This window comes from Glutamicibacter sp. X7 (assembly GCF_054889245.1).
Genome location: NZ_CM142678.1, coordinates 3,289,416 through 3,311,968 on the forward strand (window position 1 = coordinate 3,289,416; position 22,553 = coordinate 3,311,968).

Consider the following 22,553-nt stretch of genomic DNA (forward strand, 5'->3'; position numbering starts at 1 on the left):
CCTACCTGAGTTTTCGCTACTGCCTTCCGCATTTCGCAAAAGGCCTTACGAATGGATGATCATACGCCTACCCGGCGGCTAGTCAAACGTTAGCTGCACCACAGAAGCGGTACGTGGATGATCCGTGGTGCAGCCGTGAGGTTAGGCGTTTCTGGGCACTGGGAGATCGATGGACTTGATCAGTTCTTGACTCATGAAGTCCCATGCCTCGATGCGTATACGATCCCTAAAGGTCTTGACTCGCAATCCCGAAGCCCGCTCGCCGGGCAACGCCACCTCGGAGTAGTCTCCACCCAGCGTGTACTCATTGGCCAGGGCCCCGGTATTGACCACCATGGGCCCACGTTTGCTGCTCCAGGCATCGGAACCGCCGTGATATTCGCTAGCCCAGTCGTCTAAACGTAGCGACCAGTGGGTGTGGCTGGTGAGCATCACGACGTTAGGGTTTTCGGCAAGTAATTGCTTGAACCGCTCTCGGTGGGCTCCAAAATCGTCGCGGTAGAAATTAATGAATGTGCCCGAAACGCTGTTGTCCAGAACATAGTGACTAAAGAGCAACACCGGCTTTCGTTGCTCCTTCCAATAAGCGAGGCGTTCTTCGAGCCACGTCAGCTGTTCCTCGGAGAAGTCCACAAAGGGCCCCGACCCGGTGTTCTCGTTATAGTCATAGCCTTCGCTCCCGATGACCAGCATCGGGGTCTGCCCGATCATCTGCTCCTGCCACACCTTTTCCTGCCCGGTGTACTTCAAGAAACGTTGCAAGTAAGTTTGGGATCCTTCGCGTCCATAGAATTCATGATTTCCGTTGGCGTAGAAGATCTGTCCGGAACGGTGCCCCTGGCTTGATTCCAAGGCTTGGGTGAATGCTTCCCAGTTCGCGGTACTGCCTTGGCTGACGATGTCACCGTTAATCATTAGGGCGTCGGCCGAGTCGGGTAGTGAATTCAGCAGCGGCAACGCATGGTCCGTGAGGTGTCGGTTGCCGGTGGCACCCTGGATGTCGCTGACTACATCGAGCACGCCGGTAGGCTTGGCACTGGTTTCTGGTAGCGGCGCGACCACCTCGACGTTATCGATGGCCCAGAACCAGTTGTTCGCCGAGTCGCGGTAGTTGAACTCGAAGTTCACCTTCTTCGCTCCCTGCGGGACGGTGAAGCGTACGACTTCGCGTTTGGAGGCCACATCCTTGCCGACATTATCCGAGGCGGCGGAGCGGTCGTAGGTGAGCACCGTTTGCGGGTGCTGTCCCGGCATATTCATTATGATGTCCGCGCTTTGTTGCCCGCGCCCCTGCCGGTAGTGGCTGTCGAAGCGCAGCTCATAGGTGCGTCCGGCCTCCACGGGAATCATCGGTGTTTTCATGTGACTGGAGAACAAACCGTTCGTTGGCGCATTCTGGTCACTTTCAACCACGGCCATCGGGCCGGCGGCGCGAGTGAACGACTGTCGCAAATCGGTGCCCCAGCGTTGCACAAACTCATCGCGGGTGTGAAGGGTGAAGCCTTCCCACCCTTGTGCCATTCCCTCGGTGTTCTCGTGGGTGAAGGACCAGCCGCGCGGGATACTTCCCTGATCGAATCCCTCGAACCAGACCCGCTGCTCGGTGAAGCTCCTGTCGGCCCCGTCGGTTCCAGGCGGTGCGGCAAGAGCTGTCGTAGGAACAAGAGGTACTAGCGCGCAGGCCGCAAGCGTCGCGGCGAGGGTACGGCGAGAAGTCTTCATCGATCATCCTTGGTCTGTCATCCGTGCTTCCGAAGAGCAACCTATCTCTACAAGTCAGCCAGCGATAGATGACTACTACGCGACCGGAATATGTACGGAAGCCAAAGCAGGCACCCGCTGCGGCGAATACTTGGTGAACGCTCACGAAGAGCGGCCCGCGCGGCGAGTTCCTGGGAACGGTCGGACGCTGGCGCGCGGACTCCCGAAACCTATTCATCGCCAAGATCACGCGATAGGGTACGAGTTAACTTCCCCCACCGAAGGACTGTGCGCACCGTGAGCTCATCGAAAAATCAGCAAACAAACAGCATCCCCGAGGCCCCAGACGACTCCGCGAAAGTCAAGAAACCCGAGTTTCACCCCTACCACCATCCTGCCGCCGGATGGGGCGCGGCAAAGAGCGTTGGACGGGTCCTTTTAGAGCAGGGCCAACTCGTCGATGGATCCCGGGCAATTTTCCGGATGAATCATGAAAACAAGGGCTTCGACTGCCCGGGGTGTGCCTGGCCCGATGACACCAAGGGACTACGACTCGATATCTGCGAGAACGGCATCAAGCACGTCACCTGGGAAATGACACGCAAACGCGTCGGCGCAGAGTTTTTCGCCGAGCATTCGGTCGCCGAGCTTTCCCAGTGGACCGAACACGAGCTCGAGAACCAGGGGCGGCTAACCGAGCCGATGCTCTACGACGAGGCCAGCGATCACTACGTTCCCATCTCTTGGGCGGAGGCCTTCGAGGTCATTGGCCGCAACCTACGTGAACTAGAGAACCCCGATCAAGCGGCCTTTTATACCTCTGGGCGCCTCGGCAATGAGGCCACGTTCCTCTACCAACTCTTAGCCAGAGAGCTGGGCACCAATAACCTGCCGGACTGTTCCAACATGTGCCACGAAGCCAGCGGCCGAGCCCTGCAGGCGGCGCTAGGCACGGGCAAGGGCACCGTAGACCTCGAGGATTGGGAGGTCACCGACGCCCTGTTCGTCATCGGCGTCAACGCCGCCAGCAACGCTCCGCGCATGCTCACCTCCTTATCCGAGGCCTACCGACGCGGCGCCCAAATCGTCCACATCAACCCGCTTGTCGAGGCGGCCGCCACCCGGACCATCGTCCCGCACGAGATGCTCGACATGGCCACCTTCCGGAGCACGAAGACCAGCACGCTGAACTTCCAGCCACGCATAGGCGGCGACATGGCGCTGGTGCGGGGCATGGCCAAGGCGATCTTCGAGATGGCCCAGAGCGATGAAAAAGCGCTGGACCGCGAATTCATCGAACGACACACCACAGGGTTCGAGGACTACCGGAAGCTGTGCGAGTCGACCGACTGGGCGGAACTCGAGCACCAATCCGGGTTGAGCCGAGCAGACATTCTGGCGGCGGCTCAGGTGTACCGCGATGCCGACCGGAGCATCATCAGCTGGTGCTTGGGCGTCACGCAACACGAACATGGGGTGGACACCGTCCGCGAGATCACCAACTTGCTGCTCATGCGGGGCAACTTGGGCCGTGAAGGCGCCGGGCCTTCTCCGATACGCGGACACAGCAACGTGCAGGGCAACCGTACCTGCGGCATCAACCATCGGCCGCGTGAAGATTTCCTGGATCGGCTCGACGAGGTCTGCGGCATTAAGGCGCCGCGCCATCACGGCCTGGACACGGTGCAATGCATCGAAGCCATGCGACGTGGTGAGGTAAAGGTGTTCGTGGGTATGGGCGGCAACTTCGCCCTGGCGGCCCCGGACACCGAGTACACCTTCGAGGCATTGCGCAACTGCGAACTGACGGTTCATGTGAGCACGAAGCTAAATCGTAGCCATCTGGTGCACGGCCGTACGGCGTTGATCCTGCCCTGTTTGGGGCGCACCGAGAAGGACCAGCAGGCCGAAGGACTTCAGAGCACCTCGGTGGAGGACTCGATGAGCATGGTGCATCTCTCGGTCGGCATGAAACAGCCGGCCTCCGAGCATTTGCTTTCCGAACCGGCCATCATCGCCGGGATCGCCAAGCATGCGCTGCCGCAGAGTGAGACGCCGTGGCAGTGGTACGTCGACGACTATGATCGCATCCGCGACACCATGTCCCGGGCCCTGGTTGGCTTCGAAGACTTCAATCGCCGGGTGCGTCTGCCCTTGGGTTTCCGAATCAAACAGCCCGCCCGCGAGCTGGTCTTCCACACCCCCTCTGGCAAGGCCGAGTTCAGCGCGGCCCCGTTGCCCGATGTGGTACCCGCCTCTGGAACGCTGGCCCTGGGCACGATGCGCTCACATGATCAATGGAACACCACTATCTACTCGGATAATGACCGCTACCGTGGGGTGAAGAATCTGCGCACGCTGATCTTCATGAACGCCGAGGATATGGCCGAACGAGGCATCGATAAGCTTCAGGCGGTGGATATTGAAAGCACCGCGCGCGACGGGTCCACGCGCTCGCTCGAGAGTTACCTGGCCGTCCCGTATGACATCCCTCGCGGCTGTGCCGCCGGGTACATGCCGGAGATGAACGCACTGTGTGCGATCGGGGATTACAGCACGCAGAGCGACCAGCCCATTATGAAGCACCTCAAGGTGCGGGTCACCCCGGCTCGGCACTAGCCCCCGCGTTAGGTCCGGAACGAGCAAGAGCGCTGTGGCGCGGTAGCCATTTGGCTACCGCGCCACAGCGCTGTATGGATAGCTTTCCCCTAGTGGGCCTGATCCTCGGCGAGCGATTCGGCGACCGCCGCGTCGGTGACCGGGGTGACGCTGGTATCCGGGTTCGCGTCGATATCTTCGGCGGGGCCGGAGAACTGCGACTGGTACAACCGGTAGTAGGCGCCCTCGGCCGCCAGCAGGGTTTCGTGGTTGCCCTGCTCGACGATCTGACCGGCCTCCATCACGAGGATGGTATCCGCGTCGCGAATGGTCGACAGGCGGTGCGCAATCACGAAGCTCGTGCGGTCGCTACGCAACGCGGCCATGGCCTTCTGCACGAGCACCTCGGTTCGGGTATCCACCGAGCTGGTGGCCTCGTCGAGGATCAGCAGCGACGGGTTGGCCACGAAGGCACGGGCGATGGTGATCAGCTGCTTCTCACCGGCCGAAACATTCGTTCCTTCCTCGTCGATGACCGTCTCGTAGCCGTCGGGAAGTGCACGCACGAAACGGTCCACATAGGTGGCCTTGGCCGCGGCGATGACTTCCTCGTCGGTGGCCTCGAGGCGACCGTAGCGGATGTTCTCCATGATGGTGCCGCCGAACAACCAGGCGTCCTGCAGCACCATGCCCACCTTGGAACGCAGATCTGCACGGGACAGGTCCGTAATGTCCACCCCGTCGAGCACAATGCGTCCGCGGTTCAGCTCGTAGAACCGCATCACCAAGTTCACCAAGGTGGTCTTTCCCGCACCGGTCGGACCGACAATGGCCACGGTGTGCCCCGGGTCGGCATCGAAGGAGAGGTCTTCGATCAGCGGCTTGTCCTTGGAGTAGGAGAAGCTCACGTTCTCGAAGGAGACGTGCCCATCGGTGCGGGCCGGCAGCTCGCGGGTGGCGTTCTCCGGGTCTTGTTCCTCGGCATCCAGCAATTCAAAGGTGCGCTCGGCCGAGGCCACACCGGACTGCAGCATGTTGGCCAGGCCGGCCATCTGCCCCAGCGGCTGGGTGAACTCACGCGAGTACTGAATGAAGGCCGTGGCATCGCCCAGGCTCAGTGCACCGGAGGCCACGCGCAGGCCACCGACCACGGCGATGCCCACGTAGGACAGGTAGGAAATGAACTGCATCACCGGGAAGATCATGCCGGACATGAACTGTGCGCCGAAGCTGGCCTTGTACAGTTCGTCGTTGCGCTTGTTGAAGCGCTCGACCATATCCTGTTCGCGACCGAAGACCTTCATCAGCTCATGGCCGGAGAAGGACTCCTCGATCTGCCCGTTCAGTGCGCCGGTGTTCTTCCACTGGGCCGTGAACTTCCCCTGCGCCTTCGAACCGATCACGCCGGCGGCAATACCGGAGAGCGGCAGGGCCACCAACGCGATCAGCGCCAGTTGCCAGGAGACGATGAACATCATGATCACGATGCCCAAAACCGTCAGCACGGACTGAATCAGCTGGCTGATGGCCTGCTGCAGGGCGTTTTGGATGTTGTCCACGTCGTTGGTGACGCGTGAAAGCACATCGCCACGCTGCCTGGTATCGAAGTAGTTCAGCGGCAGGCGGTTGAGCTTATCTTCGACGTCCTTGCGCAGGTTGTAGATCACCCGCATCACCAGGCGGTTGAGCAACCATCCGGAGGCCCACATGAAGATCGAGGCCACAAAGTACATGGAGAGCACGATCAGGATGTAGCGCGAGAGCAGGGTGAAGTCGATCCCCTGGCCCGGCACGAAGTCGATCCGGTTGAGCATATCGGCCTGGGTGGTCTCCCCGGCGGCACGCAGCTGCTCGACGAGCCCTTCCTTGGTGGCTCCCGGTGGAAGCTCGATCCGTTGCCCGAGGACGCCGGCGAAGATCACGTCCATGGCCTTGCCCAGCACACGCGGGGCAATAACCGAGAGCACCACGTAGACCGCGATCAGGCCCAAGGAGATGAAGACACCGAGCTTGTGCGGGGCGAGCAGCCCGACGAGGCGTTTGGCCGATGGCCAGAAGTGCTTGGCCTTGCGCACGGGTGCGGCGTCGCCGAACACGTCTGTGGAGCCAGCGGTATCAAACTCGTCGACCTCGGCCAGCTCCTGATCCACCGCCGTGGTGGTTCCGCTTTCTTTCTTCCGCGCCATCCTAGGCCACCTCCTCGATGCTCATCTGAGATGCGACGATCTCTTGGTACGTTTCGGAGGTTTCCAGCAGTTGCTCGTGGGTGCCACGCGCCACGATCTGGCCTCCGTCGAGCACGAGAATCTGATCGGCTCCGGTAATGGTGCTCACACGCTGAGCCACGATAATCACCGCGGCATCGCGGGTGGGTTCACGCAACGCCGCACGCAGCTTGGCGTCGGTGCTCACGTCCAGCGCGGAGAAGGAGTCGTCGAAGAGGTAGGTCTTCGGCTTCGCCGCCAGGGCGCGGGCAATGCATAGCCTTTGCCGCTGACCGCCCGAGACGTTGGTACCGCCCTGGGAGATCCGTGCATCCAGCTCTTCGTCGCGTTCGGCCACGAAATCGGCGGCCTGCGCCACCTGCAGCGCCTGCCACAGGTCCTCGTCTGTCGCCGATTCGGCACCGAAACGCAGGTTGCTGGCAATGGTGCCGGAGAACAGGTAGGGTCGCTGCGGCACGGCGGACACATTGCGCGAAATCACGCTACGGCCCAGTTCCTGCACCGGACGCCCACCAATCAGCACCTGCCCCTCGGAGGCGTCGTAAAGCCGCGAGATGAGGTTCAAGAGCGTGGTCTTACCGGCGCCGGTGGAACCGATAATGGCCGTGGTCTGGCCCGGCTCTGCCTTGAAGGACAGGTTCTTGAGTACCGGTTCCTCGGCGCCCGGGTAGCCGAAGCTGACATCGCGGAATTCCACGGTGCCCGGAGTGGGAAGCTCGAGCTCAACATCCGGTGCCTCGGTCATCGACGGTTCGGTCGACATGACCTCGTCGATACGTTCGGCCGAGACCATGGCACGCGGGATCATCATGGCCATGAAGGTACCCATCATGACGGCCATGAGGATTTGGAGCAAGTACTGCAAGAACGCGGTCAGCGCTCCGACCTCAACCTGCCCGGAATCCACGCGGTGCCCACCAAACCACAGCACGGCGGCCGTGGCCAGGTGCATGATCATGCCGATGGCCGGGAACATGAGCACGAAGAGGTTACCGACCTTCACGCCCAGTTGGGTCAGCTTGTCGTTCGCATCGGCGTAGCGTTCGGTTTCGTGGCGTTCGCGCACGAAGGCGCGCACCACGCGGATGCCGGTGATCTGCTCGCGCAGCACCCCGTTGATTCCGTCGATGCGGGTCTGCATCTGGCGGAACAGCGGCATTAGCTTCAGAACCAGCACACCCACGACGACCAGTACGACGGGCACCGACACCCAGACCAGCCAGGAAAGGCCGGGATCTTCGCGGACCGCCATGATCACGCCACCAATGGACATGATCGGCGCGTTGACCATGAAGTTCAGCATCATCAGGGTCAGCATCTGCACCTGCTGCACATCGTTGGTGCCGCGGGTGATCAATGTGGCCGCACCGAACTTGTTCACGTCTTGCGCGGAGAAGGTGGTGACGCGTTCGAAGATGGCATGGCGCAGGTCGCGCCCCAGTGCCATGGCCGTGCGCGCGCCAAAGTAGACGGCACCGATGGCGCTGGCCACCTGTGCCAGCGCGACCAGCAGCATCAGCCCGCCGGTGCGCCAGATGTAATCGATATCGGATTGGACCACGCCGGTGTCGATGATCTTCGCGTTGAGACTCGGCAGATAAAGCGTGGCGATGGTTGTGATGAGTTGGAGGATCAACACCGCGATGATCCACCCGGTATACGGTTTGCTATGTTTCAGAATGAGCTTCAGAAGCATGTTTTCCCTCAAGGACTCTCAAATCGGGAGACACCACCGCCGACCGGTTGCGGGCAGCGTGAATCCCGAGCGATCAATAGTCTATGCAGGGGGTAGGACGCTTTGAGTCATCCTTGCGGTTGATTTTTCTCAACCAATATACTTTTGCTCAGCGCTCCACTTGCCGGATGGCCGCATTGACCGCCTGCACGGCCAGCAAACGCACCACATCCACATGGGCCGAGACCTCTCCGACGGACGCGGCGATCACCGCGTCGCCGTCGAATCTCGTATGCGGTGGATGCAAGGCTCGGGCCAACCCATCGTGGCCACCCTGAGCCACGACGTGGCAGGCGACCTTGTCCAAGCGCGCGTTGGTCAATACCACCCCGATGGTGGTGTTCGAGCGGGAGGTCTTCGCACCCGGTTCCATGGCGGTTAGTGCGGCCAATACCGAGGCGGTGTCGGCTGTGGACTCCCCCACGTCTCCGAAGGCGTTGACCGCGAACAGCGCGCCGACCACGACATCATGGTAGCGGCGTTCGGCGTAGACAATGCCGCCAGGATAATGACCGGCCGCTCCGCGCCAATTGCCGGCATAGGCGCCGGTGCCAGCGCCCATCGCGCCGGTCACCACAACACCCTCGGTGGCGTCCCGTGCGGCAAGGTAACCGTGTTTGGCTTCGGGGCGGGTGACGGCCTGGCCCACGGCCAAGTCGTAGAGGCCGAGCGCCGGAACGATCGGCACCACACCGGCGGGCGTGGGTACCCCACGCCCCTGTTCCTCCAGGTATTGCATGACCCCGTCTGCGGCGGCCAACCCGAAGGCCGACCCGCCGGTCAACAGCACCGCGTCGATTTGCGCCACGGTTTTGTCCACGGAGAGCACATCGAGCTCACGGCTGGCCGGGGCACCGCCGCGGATCTCCACCGCGCCCACGGATCCCTCGGGCAGCCGAATGACGGTGCATCCGGTCTGCGCTTCGTGGTGCGTCCAGTGGCCCACGGCGACACCGGGTAGAGACATTCGTTCTTCACTCATGACAACCTCCCGCAATTCAGCATGTGCTTGTGGCCGCCGGATGTCCAGAGCCTTAGGTTAGCGGCCCTCACCGTGTCCGAGCTTGCTGACCTTTTTCGGTAGCTTACTCACCTTGGGCGCGGCGGGCTTGGCCGGCGCAGCTTTTTCTTCCTGGGTGGCTGGCTTCTGCTCGCTGGACTCGGCAGGAAGTTTACGTACCTTGGTCGCGACGCCGCTGGGTCGTTTGGCTGCTTTTCCGGAGGGCTTGCCAAGCGATGCGGGCTGATCGGTCACCGGGTGCTTCTTCAGCTCCACGAGTTTGCCGGGCTTGATCTTGGGCTCTGGTTCGGGTTCGCGCAAGACCTTGCGCGCAACGTGATTCGCCTCGTGGACCGCGGCACGCAGGAACCACCAGACAAAGAGGTAGCCCACGGTACCGAAGATTGCCGCCGCCTTCGCATCGCCGGCGATGGCGAACAGCCCGGCGACGCCTAGCATCACCAGCGACCAGTGCATGGCGCTGCGGACATAGGGCCACGCCGCATAGTGCCCCTCCACCCACGCATGATCGCTGCGGGTGGTCCACTTGGTGCGTAGGCCCAAGGAGCCGGGCGCCAAGCTGCGGGATTTCATGGCACCGAAGAGCATGGCACATAGCCCGCATACGCAGGCTAAGCTCATGAGAAATGCGATGACCAAGGGTACGTACATGCTTCTGAGAGTAGCAACGCGTTACCCCAGTTTTGGCCGCTACGCACCTATTAACAGGTCACTTTTGGGTCACGGTCGATTTACTTGTGGATTTAGGCGCATGGTTCCCATCACACTCGGTGATTAGGGGCCTTCGAGCACTGTCCCGGAGACCGCGTCGAGGGTGTAGTTGGCCGACTCGTAGCCATTGTCGAAGGAGAAATGCGCCTGCGGATCGGCGAACGACTTGCCGTAGTCGTCACCGCCTATTTCGTTGTTGCGGCCACGTTCAACGTAGTAGCTGGTTTGCTCATCCAGGTGAAGATCACCACCTTGCCCAGCACCACGCACGGCCTGCCAGATCGAGTTCCAATTGATCTTGGAGGCACGGTAGAACTCGCGTTCGTCCTCGGGCTGGATGGTGGCGGGACCCTCATTGCGCAGCTCGCCACGGCGGTAGATCCAGTCATCTGCTCGCAACCCGGTCACGTCAACGGCGGCCTCGATAGTTACGAACTCCGGGTAGGCGCGTACGTTAAGCACCCGGTCGTGCCCGACCTCTCGTTCCAGGGCTTGCAGTGCGAGCTCCACCGAGTATGGTTCACGCATATCTAAATGCAGTTGGCCGTGCTCCTGCAGCGCATAGACGCTCTGCGACAGGGCAGCACGATATGGATAGAGCACTGCGGTGGCTGTCAGGGCAAAGACCAAGGCGAAGAGGATGACCCGCCAGCTTCGGCCCTTGGGCCCCATACCTAACAGTGGCTTGCGTCGCGTTCCGTCCTCGCGCAGCCCGCCGGGCGCCGGGCGCTGGATATCTCCGGCCTGCGCTATCGAAGGAATACGGGTACGGGACCAGACCTCCGCATGGGCATCCGCATCGAGCAACGCAACATCGGGCTCTCCCGGGAGCAGTTGCACCACGACTCGGTGCATTCCTGGCTGCACACTCGGTAACTGACTGACCGGAATGACCGAGCGCAAGATCGTTCGGTAGGCGGCTCCGTGCGCCGGCTGCACCGTGAGTTCAAGTTCGCACAGTGGTTGATCGTTGATCTGCGTACCGGTTTGCCGCAGTGCGTCGATACGCGCCAAGGCCGCCCGCCCCTCATCTTGGGCCTTACGCACGAGCGCGGCCGGCGGAGCCTGGATCGTGCGCATGGTTCCGGAGATCCCCCAGAGCACGGCGGACGTGATGGCCAAGCCTAGCCCCGGCCCCCAGGCACCGGCACCGGCCCCCGGAGGTCCAACGACGGTGGCCGCAATGCCGCCGACGAGGAGACCCAAACCAACGAAGAAGAGTGCACGGATCATTCACTTATCTTATCGGCGGATTTAATATCAACTGGACTTGAGCGGACTGCATGGTGAGTCCACGCATCTTCATTCGCCCGCCTCGCCCCTGGGCATTCCCCAGTTAACGAAAGACTCCCGGAGACGACAGTCATGCTGTCATCTCCGGGAGTCTTTGCGCCGGCTTTAGCGTGCGGCGTTCTCCGGGTGGTGCTTCTCGTGCCAGTGGCGCGCGATGTCCACGCGGCGGGTAACCCAGATGTCCTCATGGGACTTCACGTACTCCAGGAAGCGGCGCAATGCGGCCGCACGGCCCGGGCGACCCACTAGACGGCAGTGCAGACCGATCGACATCATCTTCGGCGCACCGTCGGCACCCTCTTGGTAGAGGGTGTCGAAGGTGTCTTTGAGGTAGCTGAAGAACTGGTCGCCCGAGTTGAACCCCTGGGCGGTCGCGAAGCGCATGTCGTTGGCTTCGAGGGTGTAAGGAACGATCAGGAAGGGCTTACCCTCGTCGGTGCTGACCCAGTACGGCAGATCGTCGGCGTAGCTGTCGGCGGAGTAGAGGAATCCGCCTTCTTCCTGCACGAGGCGCAAGGTGTTATCCGATGGCTTGCCCTGGTAGATACCGTAGGGTCGCTCACCGGCGACCTCGGTGTGTAGGCGGACGGCCTCACGAATGTGGGCGCGCTCGACCTCTTCGGGAACATCCTTGTATTCCAACCAACGGTAGCCGTGGCTGGCAATTTCCCAGCCGGCCTCGTTCATCGCGGCGACGGCTTCGGGGTTACGCGCCATGGCGGTAGTGACGCCGTACACGGTGACGGGCAGATCCAGGTCGGTGAACATGCGGTGCAGGCGCCAGAATCCGGAACGCGAACCGTACTCATAGATGGACTCGATGTTCAGGTTGCGCTGACCCTGCCAAGGAGCCGCACCAACGATTTCGGAGAGCAGGCACTCGGAGGCTGCGTCGCCGTCCAGGATGTTGCTTTCGCCGCCCTCTTCGTAGTTGACCACGAACTGCACGGCGAGCTTGGCGCCGCCCGGCCACTGCGGATCCGGGGTGTGGCGGCCATAGCCGACGAATTCACGAGGGCTGGACAGGTCAATGAGGTCGTTCATGACGATTCGCTCATCCTTTCGTTCGGTGAAACTCTGCTTCCGGTTGGTGGAAATGTGCTCCCACTCACAAGATACGCCTTCCGGGCCCCGAAAGGAAACCGTTACGCCCAATTCTCGGGCGCGCAGAGCACCGAACCAATCACCTACTGCTCATGCGGCGCCTCGGTACAAAAACAGAACCGGTTGCCCTGCGCATCGGTCACGACCGTCCAGCTCGGGGTTCCGACATGGCCCAACGCCCCGCCAAGCTTCTCGGCCTGCTCGAGTTTATCCGCCGCGTGTGAAACCGGCATATTGATATCCATATGCAAGCGGCTGGTATTTGGCGTGGGCGTGACTTGGAACCATACCGCCGGACAGCGGCCATGGGGGTCCACCAGAGCGCCGGATTTGTCGCGCACATAGCCCAGCGCCTCGCGCCACAGTTCTGCGATCGGTTCGGGATCATCGGTGTCGATGCAGATATCCATGGTGCGCACCAGTTCCAGACGTACTTTGGCCTCGGCTGCTTTGGCCTTCCCGGAGATGGTGGCGGCAAGGTTCAGATCGCGGTCGGTCACTCCGCCGGCATCGTGGGAACTGATCGCCACGAACAACATGTCATACCGCCAGTCGACATCTGGGTGGTGGTTCGCATCCTCGGCGGCTGCCGCCACGGCAACGAAGAGCGAGGTGGCCACGCGCGAAGAGCTGCATTTATATGCGGTGCGTAGCGCGCCGTCCACATACCGCCAGTCGGGCAGCTCCTTCAAGCGATCAACGATGGTGTCGCGGTCTAAGGGCTTGGGGGAAGTCATCGGCACATCCTTTCTAGTCCAGCGACATGGATCACATGCCACGGCTTCCAGTCTGTCACCGCTCTAGACCCACCGCTAGGGCGCGCCGGGTGGATTCCCCCGAAGAATACGGGGGATGAAGAGTTGCCAGCGGCCGGACCGGGTCGACGCAGTACATCTTCCGCCGAACTCACGGCCCGGAGCTCAACCGGGATTGCGGGCAACGAGCCGGATGAGACTAGTCAGAGGTCACCAACGCCCGCTACCGCACGGTTGATGCTACGGTGATTTTGTTGCCTCTCACGCCGTGAAGAGGTCGTCGATTACCTGTAGTGCACCGTCGGATTAGCCAAGCACTACCCAATGATCGGAGCCCCGCTATGGAACAACTGTTAGAACTGCTCGCCTTGACCCAGAGCAGCTTCAGTGACGCACTAGCCGCCCTTTCCGAAGAACTCCCCCAACTCACCGATACCATCATCGAGCAACTTCGGGCATTGTTCCGCTAGGGATCAAGCACGTCCGGTAGCTACCCGTGGCTCACGAACTAACGAATCGGCGGATCTGCCGGTAGCAGGTGTTCACCGGTGCGGTCGGTGGCCAGCGCCAATGAGGAGATGTACTGTCTCTCGCCATTCGGGCCGGGCACCGCGGAGGCCACCATATCGGGGCGTTCGAAGCTCAGCCCGGTCACACAGCAGGTCAACAGCTCATCGCTGGGGTTGCCCTCGGCATCCAGCAACGGAATCTCGATTCCGTCATCGCTCCGTCGCAGGTAGTAGCGTCCCTTGGTGGCCACTGCCAGAATCGGCGGCAAGAACAGCGCCAAGGCCACGGCCACCAGTGGACTGAAGGGTTGCAGCTGCGGACCGAAGAGCCCGAAGAAGACGGCGATCGAGGCGACCGCGGAGAGCAACATCGAGATGAAACCCACCGGGTTGACGGCGTAGAGCATGCCGCGGCGGAACTCGGGGATCTTTGGCGAGAGCTTAAGTAGGTACTTGTTGATGGCGATGTCACTAGCCACCGTGACCACCCATGCCATGGCGCAGTTGGCGTAGAAGCCCAGCACGGTATTGAGGAAGTCGAACATGTTCGCTTCCATCAGCACCAGGGCGATGCCGAGGTTCACCAACACGAAGACCATACGCCCCGGGTAGGTTTTCGTCACTCGGGTGAAGGAGTTCGTCCACGCCAGGGATCCCGAGTAGGCGTTGGTGACGTTGATTTTGATTTGCGAGATCACCACGAGCACCACGGCTAGGCTCATCGCCAGCCAGGCGGGCATCATCTCACGGTAGACACCGAGGAACTGGTGGACCGGCTCGTTAGCCGTGGCCGAAGCCTGCGGATCCAGTGTGGCAATCAGATACACGGCGATAAACATGCCAGTGATCTGTTTGATCGCACCGAAAATAACCCAGCCCGGACCACCGAGGATGACCGCGGTCCACCAACTGCGCGCATTGGCCGCGGTCTTCGGCGGCATAAAACGCAGGTAGTCGATCTGCTCGGCGATCTGAGCCATCAGTGAGAGGCAAACACCGGCGGCCAGCATGGCCGAGGCGAAGTTCACCCCTCCGCCGGTTCCTTGTTCGCCGGCGTAGCTTAGAAACCTGTCCACCGATTCCGGGTGGGAGGCAACCAGATACACCAGCGGGACGACCATCAACACCAGCCATAACGGTGTGGTCCACACCTGTAGCTTGGCTAAGGTCTTCATCCCGTACACGACCAGCGGGATGACCAGCAACGTAGAGAGCGCGTAGCCCAGCGGCTTGGGAATACCCAGCCCGAGTTCCAGCCCCTGTGCCATGATGGCGCCTTCCAGGGCAAAGAAAATAAAGGTAAAGGTCGCGAAAATGACGTTCGTGACAATCGAACCGTAGTAGCCAAACCCCGAACCGCGGGTGATCAGGTCCAGGTCGAGGTTGTAGCGTGCCGCGTAGTAGGCCAGTGGAAAGCCGGTGACAAAGATAATGAGTGCGGCGATCAGCACGCCGGTGATCGCGCTGGCCGTCCCGTGGGCCAGGGCAATATTCGCGCCAATGGAGAAGTCCGCTAGGTAAGCGATCCCACCGAGCGCGCTGGTGGCGACAACTCCCGGAGCCCACTTCCGGTAGGAACGCGGGGCAAAGCGCAGGGTGTAGTCCTCCAAGGACTCCTTGGCCGCATTCATCTGCCCCTGTGTGGAGGTGCTGGCGGCTACCGGAGCTGCGTGCTGTGGCTGGTTTGTCACTGTCATGGCTCCAGCCTAAAAATCACATGTTTCACGGGCCGCGTTAGTCATGTAACCGGTTCGTAAATTGCAACTCACCAAGTAAAGCCTCGGTTAAGCGGTCGCACAGGTGATTCATGCCAAGACGTTGCCAGCCAGTGACATAGCCGCAACATGCGTGAAACATATCGTTACTAAGCTCAACTATTATGCGATTGACTGACAGGGAGCAAGAGAAGCTCATGATCGTGGTGGCGGCCGATCTGGCCCGCCGCCGGCAGCAACGGGGACTGCGTTTGAATTACCCCGAAGCCATCGCCATCATCACCTATGAGTTGCTCGAAGGCGCGCGCGACGGGAAGTCGGTGGCCGAGCTGATGTCCTTTGGCACCACTATTCTCTCCACCGACGATGTGCTTGACGGGGTCCCCGAAATGATTCACGACGTGCAGGTGGAGGCCACCTTCCCGGATGGAACCAAACTGGTCACCGTCCACGACCCGATCAGGAGCGCGGCATGATCCCCGGAGAACTCATCCCGGCCGAGGGGCACATCGAGCTCAATGCATCGCGTCCCCGGGTGACCGTGACGGTCTGCAATACCGGCGATCGCCCGGTACAGGTCGGTTCGCATTTTCACTTCGCAGAGGCCAATCGTGCGCTCGAGTTCGATCGGGAGGCGGCCACCGGCTACCGACTCGATATTCCGTCGGGAACGGCCGCGCGTTTCGAACCGGGCGACCGACGCGAAGTACGTCTCGTGGCCTTGGCCGGACACCGCGAGGTCTACGGCCTACGCTCGCTCACCGACGGGCCACTTCCGGCAGCCGTCGTGCCGGATGAGAAGCCGCAGGGGCTCTCGATCCCGCGCCGGCAGTACGCCGAACTTTACGGACCCACCACCGGCGACAAGGTTCGGTTGGCCGATACCGTGCTCTTCGCCGAGGTCGAATACGACCTCACCGTGTACGGCGAGGAAGTGGTCTTCGGCGGCGGCAAAACGATCCGCGACGGTATGGGCCACAACGGGCGGTTGCCTCGCGCTGCCGAGATCGCCGACACCGTCATCACCAACGCGCTGATCATCGACTACACCGGGGTGTACAAGGCCGATATCGGGCTACGCGACGGACATATTCACGCCATCGGAAAAGCCGGTAACCCGGACATCCAAGACGGGGTGGATATTGTGATCGGCGCGGCCACCGAGATCATTGCCGGCGAGCGCAAGATCCTCACCGCCGGCGGCATCGATACCCACATTCACTTCATCTCCCCCACCCAGGTTCCCACCGCGGTGCAGAACGGTATCACCACCATGATCGGTGGTGGCACCGGCCCGGCCGAGGGCACCAAGGCCACCACGGTCACCCCGGGCCCGTGGCATATTTCCCGTATGCTCCAGGCGGCCGAGGGGCTGCCGGTCAACCTCGGGTTTCTCGGTAAGGGCCACGCCTCGGCCACCGAACCGCTGGCCGAGCAGATCCGCGCCGGGGCGATTGGGCTGAAGATCCATGAGGACTGGGGCGCAACCCATGCGGCCATCGACACCTCATTGCGCGTGGCCGACGAATACGACGTGCAGGTCGCCATCCACACCGACACACTCAATGAATGCGGTTTTGTCGAGGACACCGAGGCGGCCATCGCCGGCCGGGTGATCCACACCTTCCACACCGAAGGGGCCGGTGGCGGACACGCACCGGATATTATCGCGCTGGCCTCGCGGGAGAACGTGCTGCCGGCCTCCACCAATCCGACGATCCCCTACACGGTGAATACGGCCGAAGAGCATTTGGACATGCTGATGGTCTGCCACCACCTGAACCCGGATATTCCCGAAGACATGGCCTTCGCCGACTCGCGGATCCGCCCCGAAACCATTGCGGCCGAGGACGTGCTGCACGATCTGGGGATCTTCTCGATCATGTCCTCCGATTCGCAGGCCATGGGCCGGGTGGGCGAAGTGGTCACCCGCACCTGGCAGCTGGCCGATGCGATGAAGCGGCGGCGCGGGGCGATCGACGAGTCGGGGGTGAACTCCGCGGCCAACGACAACTTCCGGATTCGCCGCTACGTCGCCAAATACACCATCAACCCCGCCCTGGCCCAAGGCATCGCCGACACGGTGGGGTCGGTCGAGGTCGGGAAGTTCGCCGATTTGGTGCTCTGGGAACCGGCCTTCTTCGGGGTCAAGCCGGATCTGGTGATCAAGGGAGGTCAGATCCTGAACTCGGTGATGGGTGATGCGAATGCCTCCATCCCCACCCCGCAGCCCCAGTTGCTGCGTGGGGCCTTCGCCGAATACGGCACGACCATGGCCGAAGCGGCCATCACCTTCCTGCCGAAGGCCGCCATCGAGGCCCAGGTCCCGGAACTGCTCGGTCTGCGCCGCAGAATCCGGGCGGTGTCGGGGTGCCGCGAGGTCCGCAAGCAGGACCTGAAACTCAACGACAGCACCGCCCATCTCGAGGTGGACCCGCAAACCTATCAGGTACGTGTCGATGGCGAGCCGGTCGGCTGCGAACCGGCCGTCGAACTGCCCATGGCCCAACGCTATTTCCTGTTCTAGGAAGGACTTGTCATGTTGATCGATTCCCTGCAGGGCAACCTGCACGAACTGGATGAGGCGCAGGCACGGGAACTGGCGCAACTACACCGCGAATATGTGCTGCTCTCCGGCGCGCAACTGACCAAACGCATTCAGCGGCTACGCACCGATCATGACCGCGAGCTAGGGTTGCGTCTGCCCGGAGGTCACCGCGACCTGCGTGACGGCGATATTCTGCACCGCGATGAGAAGGGGCTGGTGGCGGTGAAACTGCTACCCACCGATGTGTTGGTGATCAGCCCACGAAGTATCGAGCAGGCCTTGTTCACCGCGCACTCCTTGGGCAACCGGCACCTGCAGGCGCAGTTCTTCGGCCCCGACTCGGCGTATGGCGCGGAGGTGATGGTGGTGCAATACGACCATACGGTCTGCGACTTTCTCGATGCGCACGCGGTGCCGTATGAACGAACCGACCGAGTAATGCCGGTGCCCTTCCGCCATGCCGAACACACCCACTAAGGGCGAAGAGCTCTCGCTGCTGCTGCAGCTGGCCGACTCGGCGTTGCCCACCGGGGCGTTCAGCCACTCCTTTGGCCTGGAATCCCCGATCGTCGCCGGGCTGATCGGCGATGAAGAGTCGCTGCAGTGCTGGCTTCGTAGCTACTTGGAGACCCAGCTGCTGTGTTCGGAGACCTTGGCCATGCGCTGGATCTATGAGGGACAAGATCCCGCTCGGGTGCACGCGCTGCTGGCGGCGGCCACGGTGGCGCCTCAGGTGCGACTGGCCAATCGCCGCATGGGTGCGCAACTGATCAAACTCGCCCCGCAGATCGACGGCACGCTCGGCACCGCACCGCTGCAGTGGCCCGAACACTTCGCGCTGGGCTTCGCCCTATTCGGCAAGCACCTTGGTCTGGACTTCACCGTCCTGGTTCAGGTGTTCCTGCATTCCTCGGTGACCACCCTGGTGCAGAACGCCGTACGCGCCATACCGCTGGGGCAGTTGGCCGGCCAACGGGTGCTCAGTGCCCTGCGTCCGGCCATCGCGGCGGCCGCGGTCAAAGCCAGCACGCTGGATGAGCGGGAGTTTGGCAGCGCGGCCCCCGGACTTGAAATCGCCCAGCTGCGGCACGAACACCAGTCCATGCGCATGTTCATGAGTTAGCAGCCACACCACTAGTTGAAAGCAGGACCCACGATGAACGACCCGGTAATCATTGGCATCGGCGGCCCGGTCGGCGCCGGCAAAACCCAGCTGATCGAGCGGCTGACCCGGGCGGCCAGCCACGAGATCTCCATGGCCGCGATCACCAATGACATCTACACCATCGAGGACGCGAAAATCCTCTCGGAAAACTCGGTACTCCCACTCGAACGCATCATCGGCATTGAAACCGGTGGCTGCCCGCATACCGCGATCCGCGAGGACACCTCCATGAATGAGCAGGCCATTGCCGAGCTCAAGGAACGCCACCCGGACCTTCAGGTAATCTTCGTGGAGTCCGGGGGCGATAACCTTTCGGCCACCTTTAGCCCCGAACTCGCCGATGTCTCCATCTACATCATCGACGTGGCCCAGGGTGAGAAGATCCCGCGCAAGGCCGGTCAGGGCATGATCAAGTCCGACCTGTTCATCATCAACAAAACCGATCTGGCCGTGCACGTCGGTGCCGACCTCGCGGTGATGGAGTCCGATTCGAAGGTGTTCCGTGGCGAGCGGCCCTTCTGCTTCACCAATCTGAAAACCGACGAGGGGCTCGAGGCGGTGCTGCAGTGGTTGCGCCACGATGTGCTGATGCTGGATCTGGTGTAGCCACCGAAACCGGGACGCTGCGCCTTGCCACACTGAATACAGGCGACGGCCGCACCCGGGTGAGCCAGCAATTCCACCGCGGAGCACTGCGCATCCTGCGCGCCCACCCCACCACGGAGCGCACCACCATTACCGTGGTCAATCCGGGCGGCGGATATCTCAGTGGCGACCGCTACCTGCTGGAGTACCACGGCGGCGCGGGCACCCGTACCTTGCTGACCACCCAGTCGGCCACCAAGGTCTATCGCAGCACCGGTGAGCCCGCATACTGCGAACAGCGCTTCAGTCTGGCCTCGGGGGCGGTGCTGGAAAATGTCCCCGACCAGCTGATCGCCTATGCGCACGCGCGCTACGAACAAGACACCGTGATCGAGTTGGCCGATGCCAGTGCCGGCTACTTTGGGGCCGAAATTATCACCCCGGGCTGGTCCCCGGATGGCGGAAGTTTCCGGTACGAGCAGGTCCGTTTACGTACCCGGCTAGGCGTTGCCGGGGCGCCGTTGCTTCACGAAAACCTGCTACTCGCTCCGGGCGAACAAGCGGTCGACGACCCCGCCTGGTTGGGTACGAAGAGCCATTGCGCCTCGGTGGTCATTGCCGGGATCGGCGTCGATGAGCGGCTCCTTGGCGAGATTCGCGCCCGCTGCGCCGAGGCAGAACCTCAGATACTCAGTGGTTGCGGACTGTTGGCCGGGCCGGGCGTGGTGGTCCGAGCGCTGGGGGCCGACACCGATCGGCTACGTGCGCTGGTCGACGATCTCGGTCGGCTCTATCAGCGCGCTCGCGGTCTACCCGGCACCGGGTGGGACCTGCGCAAATACTGACATTTTCATTTCAAGGAGCACAGCATGACTCAAAGCTCGGTGGCCGGCCAAAAGCATCAGGTTCTCAAGGTATTGGGCGGAGTTCTGGCACTGAACCTCGTGGCCTGGGGACTTTTCGCCCTCGCGGTGGCCGGTCACGGCTTCGCCCTTCGCGGCGGGCAACTCTTTACCGCCGGGCTCGCGGCCAGCGCCTTCCTGCTGGGGGTGCGCCATGCCTTCGACGCCGATCATATCGCCGCCATTGATAACACCACCCGTACCCTCTCCGGCCGGGGCCTACCGCATGCCAGCACCGGTTTCTGGTTTGCACTGGGCCATTCGAGCGTCGTGCTCGGTGCCATGGTGCTGCTGGCCGCCGGAGCTACTGCCTTGGCCGGTGCCCTAGAGAATCCCGAGTCGCTGTTCCTACACATCACCGGAGTCTGGGGCCCGGCGGTCGCCGGAAGCTTCCTGGTGCTTATCGGGATGATTAATCTTCTTTCGCTGGTGCAGCTCGTCCGGTCGATCCGGGCGCTGCGCTCCGGGGCGGACACCGCCCAGGGCTTGGAAACCGCATTGGCCAAACGCGGGGTGCTGGCTCGGGTAATCGAGCCCTTGGCCCGAAAGGTTGATTCGCCGGCCAAGCTCTACCCGCTGGGTTTGCTCTTCGGGCTGGGCTTCGACACCGCGGCCACGATCGGCCTGTTGGTCATCTCCGGCGGTGCGGCCCTCGCCCTGCCCTGGTACGTCATGCTGTGTCTGCCGTTGCTCTTTACCGCGGGCATGGTGACCTGCGACAGCCTCAACGGCCTGGCCATGGGCGGGGTCTACCGCTGGGCGCATAAGGAACCGGTCCGCCGGGCCGGGTATGCGCTGGTGGTCACCACCTTCTCCGTGTTCGTGGCCTTCGCGGTGGCCGCGGTGGTGCTCGGCGGGCTCGTCGAAACCCTGCGTGGCGAACCAGTCGGGGTGATTTCCTTGGTGTCCGGCATTGATTTGGAGTACTTCGGGCTGATCACCGCCGGCCTGTTCCTCGCAGTGTGGTTGGTTTCCTGGGGGCTGTGGAAGCTTTCGGCACCACGGCGCACGTCCGTGACCAGCTAGTCGGCGGTGGCCCGGGCCAGTCGAGCCGACCATTCGTGGAGCATCTGGACCAAGGCGGCGGGGCGTACCTCGCTGAGTTCCGCGGCGGTGCTAGCGAGCGCAAACGCGGCCCAGCGCAGGTCGTTGGTGTCGGCTCGTACCCGGCAGGCTTGCGCGCCGAGCTCTTCAACTTCAAACCAGCGTCCGATGGCGCGCCGGACGTCGCCGGTCGGGGCGTGGATCACCGCGCTGCATTCGTGGCGCTCGCTGCCGCGTAGCCCACGCCGAACGAATTCGGCCGCATCCCCGCCGGGGATGGGCCGGGGCGTGAAACGTAATGCCTGCGCCTTGGCGTCTCGGGCCCGGTCAACGCGGAAGCTGCGCCAATCTTGCCGGTCGAGGTCGAAGGCAACCAGGTAATACCGGTTGGCCACGCTGACGAGGTTGACCGGTTCTACCCGTCGGGAGGTGGCACCGCCACGGGCATCGACGTAGTCGAAGGAGATGCGCTCACGGTCGCGGCAGCCCTGTGCGAAAACCACGAGAGCTTCGGGTTCGGCGAATTCGGGAGCCGGTTCGCCTGACCCCAACGGCACCGTTGCCGTGGCTAACGCCTGTACCTGTTTCCGCAACCGGGCCGGGAGCACCGGAACCACCTTGGTCAGCGCGCGCACCGATGCTTCGGCAAGCGAGCTCACCCCGGCGTGGGCGGCGGACTGCAGGCCCACCACGAGCGCGACGGCTTCATCATCGTCGAGCACCAGTGGGGGCAGTGCCGCACCGGCGGCCAGCTGGTAGCCACCGCCCACTCCCCGTTCGGCCTGCACCGGGTAGCCCAGATCCCGCAAACGTTCGACGTCGCGCCGTAGCGTGCGCAGGGAAACATCGAGTCGTTGCGCCAACTCGTCGCCGGACCAGTAACGATGCGTCTGGAGTAGCGACAGTAAGCGGATGAAGCGTTCGCTGGAGCTCATGAAAATA

Annotated in this window: 19 protein-coding genes; 9 read left to right on the forward strand and 10 right to left on the reverse strand. The window is 62.5% G+C overall.

All coding sequences use genetic code 11. From position 1 onward, the window contains the following. Window positions 1-141: 141 nt before the first annotated feature. Window positions 142-1,722 carry a metallophosphoesterase family protein gene (locus ACYU0X_RS15655; RefSeq protein ID WP_461901641.1) on the reverse strand — a complete coding sequence of 527 codons (1,581 nt, stop codon included), beginning with the start codon at window positions 1,720-1,722 and terminating at the stop codon, window positions 142-144. Between the two features lie 276 nt (window positions 1,723-1,998). On the opposite strand from ACYU0X_RS15655, the gene ACYU0X_RS15660 reads away from it, so the two are divergent. Further along, window positions 1,999-4,320, forward strand: coding sequence for an FdhF/YdeP family oxidoreductase (locus tag ACYU0X_RS15660; protein ID WP_461901642.1), 2,322 nt, complete (start codon window positions 1,999-2,001; stop codon window positions 4,318-4,320). Window positions 4,321-4,409: 89 nt separating this feature from the next. On the opposite strand, the gene ACYU0X_RS15665 is transcribed toward ACYU0X_RS15660, so the two are convergent. From ACYU0X_RS15665 to ACYU0X_RS15695, 7 genes are all read right to left on the reverse strand, one after another. Next, window positions 4,410-6,485, reverse strand: coding sequence for an ABC transporter ATP-binding protein (locus ACYU0X_RS15665; protein WP_461901643.1), 2,076 nt, complete (start codon window positions 6,483-6,485; stop codon window positions 4,410-4,412). Window position 6,486: 1 nt separating this feature from the next. After that, window positions 6,487-8,220 (reverse strand): ABC transporter ATP-binding protein, encoded by a 1,734-nt coding sequence (locus tag ACYU0X_RS15670; protein WP_461901644.1) that lies wholly within the window; start codon window positions 8,218-8,220, stop codon window positions 6,487-6,489. 148 nt (window positions 8,221-8,368) lie between these two features. Then, window positions 8,369-9,241, reverse strand: a complete 873-nt coding sequence (locus ACYU0X_RS15675; protein WP_461901645.1) for a P1 family peptidase — start codon at window positions 9,239-9,241, stop codon at window positions 8,369-8,371. A gap of 57 nt (window positions 9,242-9,298) precedes the next feature. Further along, window positions 9,299-9,931 carry a hypothetical protein gene (locus ACYU0X_RS15680; RefSeq protein WP_461901646.1) on the reverse strand — a complete coding sequence of 211 codons (633 nt, stop codon included), beginning with the start codon at window positions 9,929-9,931 and terminating at the stop codon, window positions 9,299-9,301. Between the two features lie 123 nt (window positions 9,932-10,054). Next, on the reverse strand, window positions 10,055-11,224 hold the full coding sequence (locus ACYU0X_RS15685; RefSeq protein ID WP_461901647.1) for a hypothetical protein: 1,170 nt from the start codon (window positions 11,222-11,224) through the stop codon (window positions 10,055-10,057). 165 nt (window positions 11,225-11,389) lie between these two features. Continuing rightward, window positions 11,390-12,328, reverse strand: coding sequence for an allantoinase PuuE (gene puuE, locus ACYU0X_RS15690; protein WP_461901648.1), 939 nt, complete (start codon window positions 12,326-12,328; stop codon window positions 11,390-11,392). 143 nt (window positions 12,329-12,471) lie between these two features. Then, on the reverse strand, window positions 12,472-13,125 hold the full coding sequence (locus tag ACYU0X_RS15695) for a 4a-hydroxytetrahydrobiopterin dehydratase (protein ID WP_461901649.1): 654 nt from the start codon (window positions 13,123-13,125) through the stop codon (window positions 12,472-12,474). Window positions 13,126-13,484: 359 nt separating this feature from the next. Between ACYU0X_RS15695 and ACYU0X_RS15700 the strand changes: the two genes are divergently transcribed. Beyond that, on the forward strand, window positions 13,485-13,613 hold the full coding sequence (locus ACYU0X_RS15700; RefSeq protein WP_461901650.1) for a hypothetical protein: 129 nt from the start codon (window positions 13,485-13,487) through the stop codon (window positions 13,611-13,613). 38 nt (window positions 13,614-13,651) lie between these two features. Here the strand turns inward: ACYU0X_RS15700 and ACYU0X_RS15705 are convergent, their stop codons facing one another. Then, window positions 13,652-15,349 carry a purine-cytosine permease family protein gene (locus ACYU0X_RS15705; protein WP_309409768.1) on the reverse strand — a complete coding sequence of 566 codons (1,698 nt, stop codon included), beginning with the start codon at window positions 15,347-15,349 and terminating at the stop codon, window positions 13,652-13,654. Window positions 15,350-15,531: 182 nt separating this feature from the next. On the opposite strand from ACYU0X_RS15705, the gene ACYU0X_RS15710 reads away from it, so the two are divergent. From ACYU0X_RS15710 to ACYU0X_RS15740, 7 genes are read left to right on the forward strand one after another with little or no spacing between them, the layout of a single operon-like run. Then, complete coding sequence (locus tag ACYU0X_RS15710; RefSeq protein WP_309409769.1) at window positions 15,532-15,843, forward strand: urease subunit gamma; 312 nt, start codon at window positions 15,532-15,534, stop codon at window positions 15,841-15,843. Continuing rightward, window positions 15,840-17,894 carry an urease subunit alpha gene (gene ureC, locus ACYU0X_RS15715; RefSeq protein WP_461901651.1) on the forward strand — a complete coding sequence of 685 codons (2,055 nt, stop codon included), beginning with the start codon at window positions 15,840-15,842 and terminating at the stop codon, window positions 17,892-17,894. The genes ACYU0X_RS15710 and ureC overlap by 4 nt, the downstream gene beginning before the upstream one ends. Window positions 17,895-17,906: 12 nt before the next feature. Beyond that, window positions 17,907-18,392: an urease accessory protein UreE gene (ureE, locus tag ACYU0X_RS15720; protein WP_461901652.1), complete on the forward strand. Its 486-nt coding sequence runs from the start codon at window positions 17,907-17,909 to the stop codon at window positions 18,390-18,392. Continuing rightward, window positions 18,373-19,038 (forward strand): urease accessory protein UreF, encoded by a 666-nt coding sequence (locus ACYU0X_RS15725; RefSeq protein ID WP_461901653.1) that lies wholly within the window; start codon window positions 18,373-18,375, stop codon window positions 19,036-19,038. The genes ureE and ACYU0X_RS15725 overlap by 20 nt, the downstream gene beginning before the upstream one ends. A gap of 33 nt (window positions 19,039-19,071) precedes the next feature. Then, window positions 19,072-19,686: an urease accessory protein UreG gene (gene ureG / locus ACYU0X_RS15730; RefSeq protein WP_309409776.1), complete on the forward strand. Its 615-nt coding sequence runs from the start codon at window positions 19,072-19,074 to the stop codon at window positions 19,684-19,686. A gap of 59 nt (window positions 19,687-19,745) precedes the next feature. After that, window positions 19,746-20,510, forward strand: a complete 765-nt coding sequence (locus ACYU0X_RS15735) for an urease accessory protein UreD (RefSeq protein ID WP_461901654.1) — start codon at window positions 19,746-19,748, stop codon at window positions 20,508-20,510. Window positions 20,511-20,534: 24 nt separating this feature from the next. Next, on the forward strand, window positions 20,535-21,593 hold the full coding sequence (locus tag ACYU0X_RS15740) for a HoxN/HupN/NixA family nickel/cobalt transporter (RefSeq protein ID WP_461901655.1): 1,059 nt from the start codon (window positions 20,535-20,537) through the stop codon (window positions 21,591-21,593). On the opposite strand, the gene ACYU0X_RS15745 is transcribed toward ACYU0X_RS15740, so the two are convergent. Then, window positions 21,590-22,546, reverse strand: a complete 957-nt coding sequence (locus ACYU0X_RS15745) for a helix-turn-helix transcriptional regulator (RefSeq protein ID WP_309409781.1) — start codon at window positions 22,544-22,546, stop codon at window positions 21,590-21,592. The genes ACYU0X_RS15740 and ACYU0X_RS15745 overlap by 4 nt on opposite strands. Window positions 22,547-22,553: the final 7 nt, after the last annotated feature.

Excerpts from the sequence above, each read along its gene's own strand:
- ACYU0X_RS15675 (WP_461901645.1), bottom strand. The coding sequence starts at position 9,241 with ATGAGTGAAGAACGAATGTCTCTACCCGGTGTCGCCGTGGGCCACTGG.
- ACYU0X_RS15695 (WP_461901649.1), bottom strand. The coding sequence starts at position 13,125 with ATGACTTCCCCCAAGCCCTTAGACCGCGACACCATCGTTGATCGCTTG.
- puuE (WP_461901648.1), bottom strand. The coding sequence starts at position 12,328 with ATGAACGACCTCATTGACCTGTCCAGCCCTCGTGAATTCGTCGGCTAT.
- ACYU0X_RS15745 (WP_309409781.1), bottom strand. The coding sequence starts at position 22,546 with ATGAGCTCCAGCGAACGCTTCATCCGCTTACTGTCGCTACTCCAGACG.
- ureC (WP_461901651.1), top strand. The coding sequence starts at position 15,840 with ATGATCCCCGGAGAACTCATCCCGGCCGAGGGGCACATCGAGCTCAAT.
- ACYU0X_RS15680 (WP_461901646.1), bottom strand. The coding sequence starts at position 9,931 with ATGTACGTACCCTTGGTCATCGCATTTCTCATGAGCTTAGCCTGCGTA.
- ACYU0X_RS15705 (WP_309409768.1), bottom strand. The coding sequence starts at position 15,349 with ATGACAGTGACAAACCAGCCACAGCACGCAGCTCCGGTAGCCGCCAGC.
- ACYU0X_RS15710 (WP_309409769.1), top strand. The coding sequence starts at position 15,532 with ATGCGATTGACTGACAGGGAGCAAGAGAAGCTCATGATCGTGGTGGCG.
- ACYU0X_RS15685 (WP_461901647.1), bottom strand. The coding sequence starts at position 11,224 with ATGATCCGTGCACTCTTCTTCGTTGGTTTGGGTCTCCTCGTCGGCGGC.
- ACYU0X_RS15700 (WP_461901650.1), top strand. The coding sequence starts at position 13,485 with ATGGAACAACTGTTAGAACTGCTCGCCTTGACCCAGAGCAGCTTCAGT.
- ACYU0X_RS15740 (WP_461901655.1), top strand. The coding sequence starts at position 20,535 with ATGACTCAAAGCTCGGTGGCCGGCCAAAAGCATCAGGTTCTCAAGGTA.
- ACYU0X_RS15655 (WP_461901641.1), bottom strand. The coding sequence starts at position 1,722 with ATGAAGACTTCTCGCCGTACCCTCGCCGCGACGCTTGCGGCCTGCGCG.
- ACYU0X_RS15725 (WP_461901653.1), top strand. The coding sequence starts at position 18,373 with ATGCCGAACACACCCACTAAGGGCGAAGAGCTCTCGCTGCTGCTGCAG.
- ACYU0X_RS15665 (WP_461901643.1), bottom strand. The coding sequence starts at position 6,485 with ATGGCGCGGAAGAAAGAAAGCGGAACCACCACGGCGGTGGATCAGGAG.
- ACYU0X_RS15670 (WP_461901644.1), bottom strand. The coding sequence starts at position 8,220 with ATGCTTCTGAAGCTCATTCTGAAACATAGCAAACCGTATACCGGGTGG.
- ureE (WP_461901652.1), top strand. The coding sequence starts at position 17,907 with ATGTTGATCGATTCCCTGCAGGGCAACCTGCACGAACTGGATGAGGCG.
- ureG (WP_309409776.1), top strand. The coding sequence starts at position 19,072 with ATGAACGACCCGGTAATCATTGGCATCGGCGGCCCGGTCGGCGCCGGC.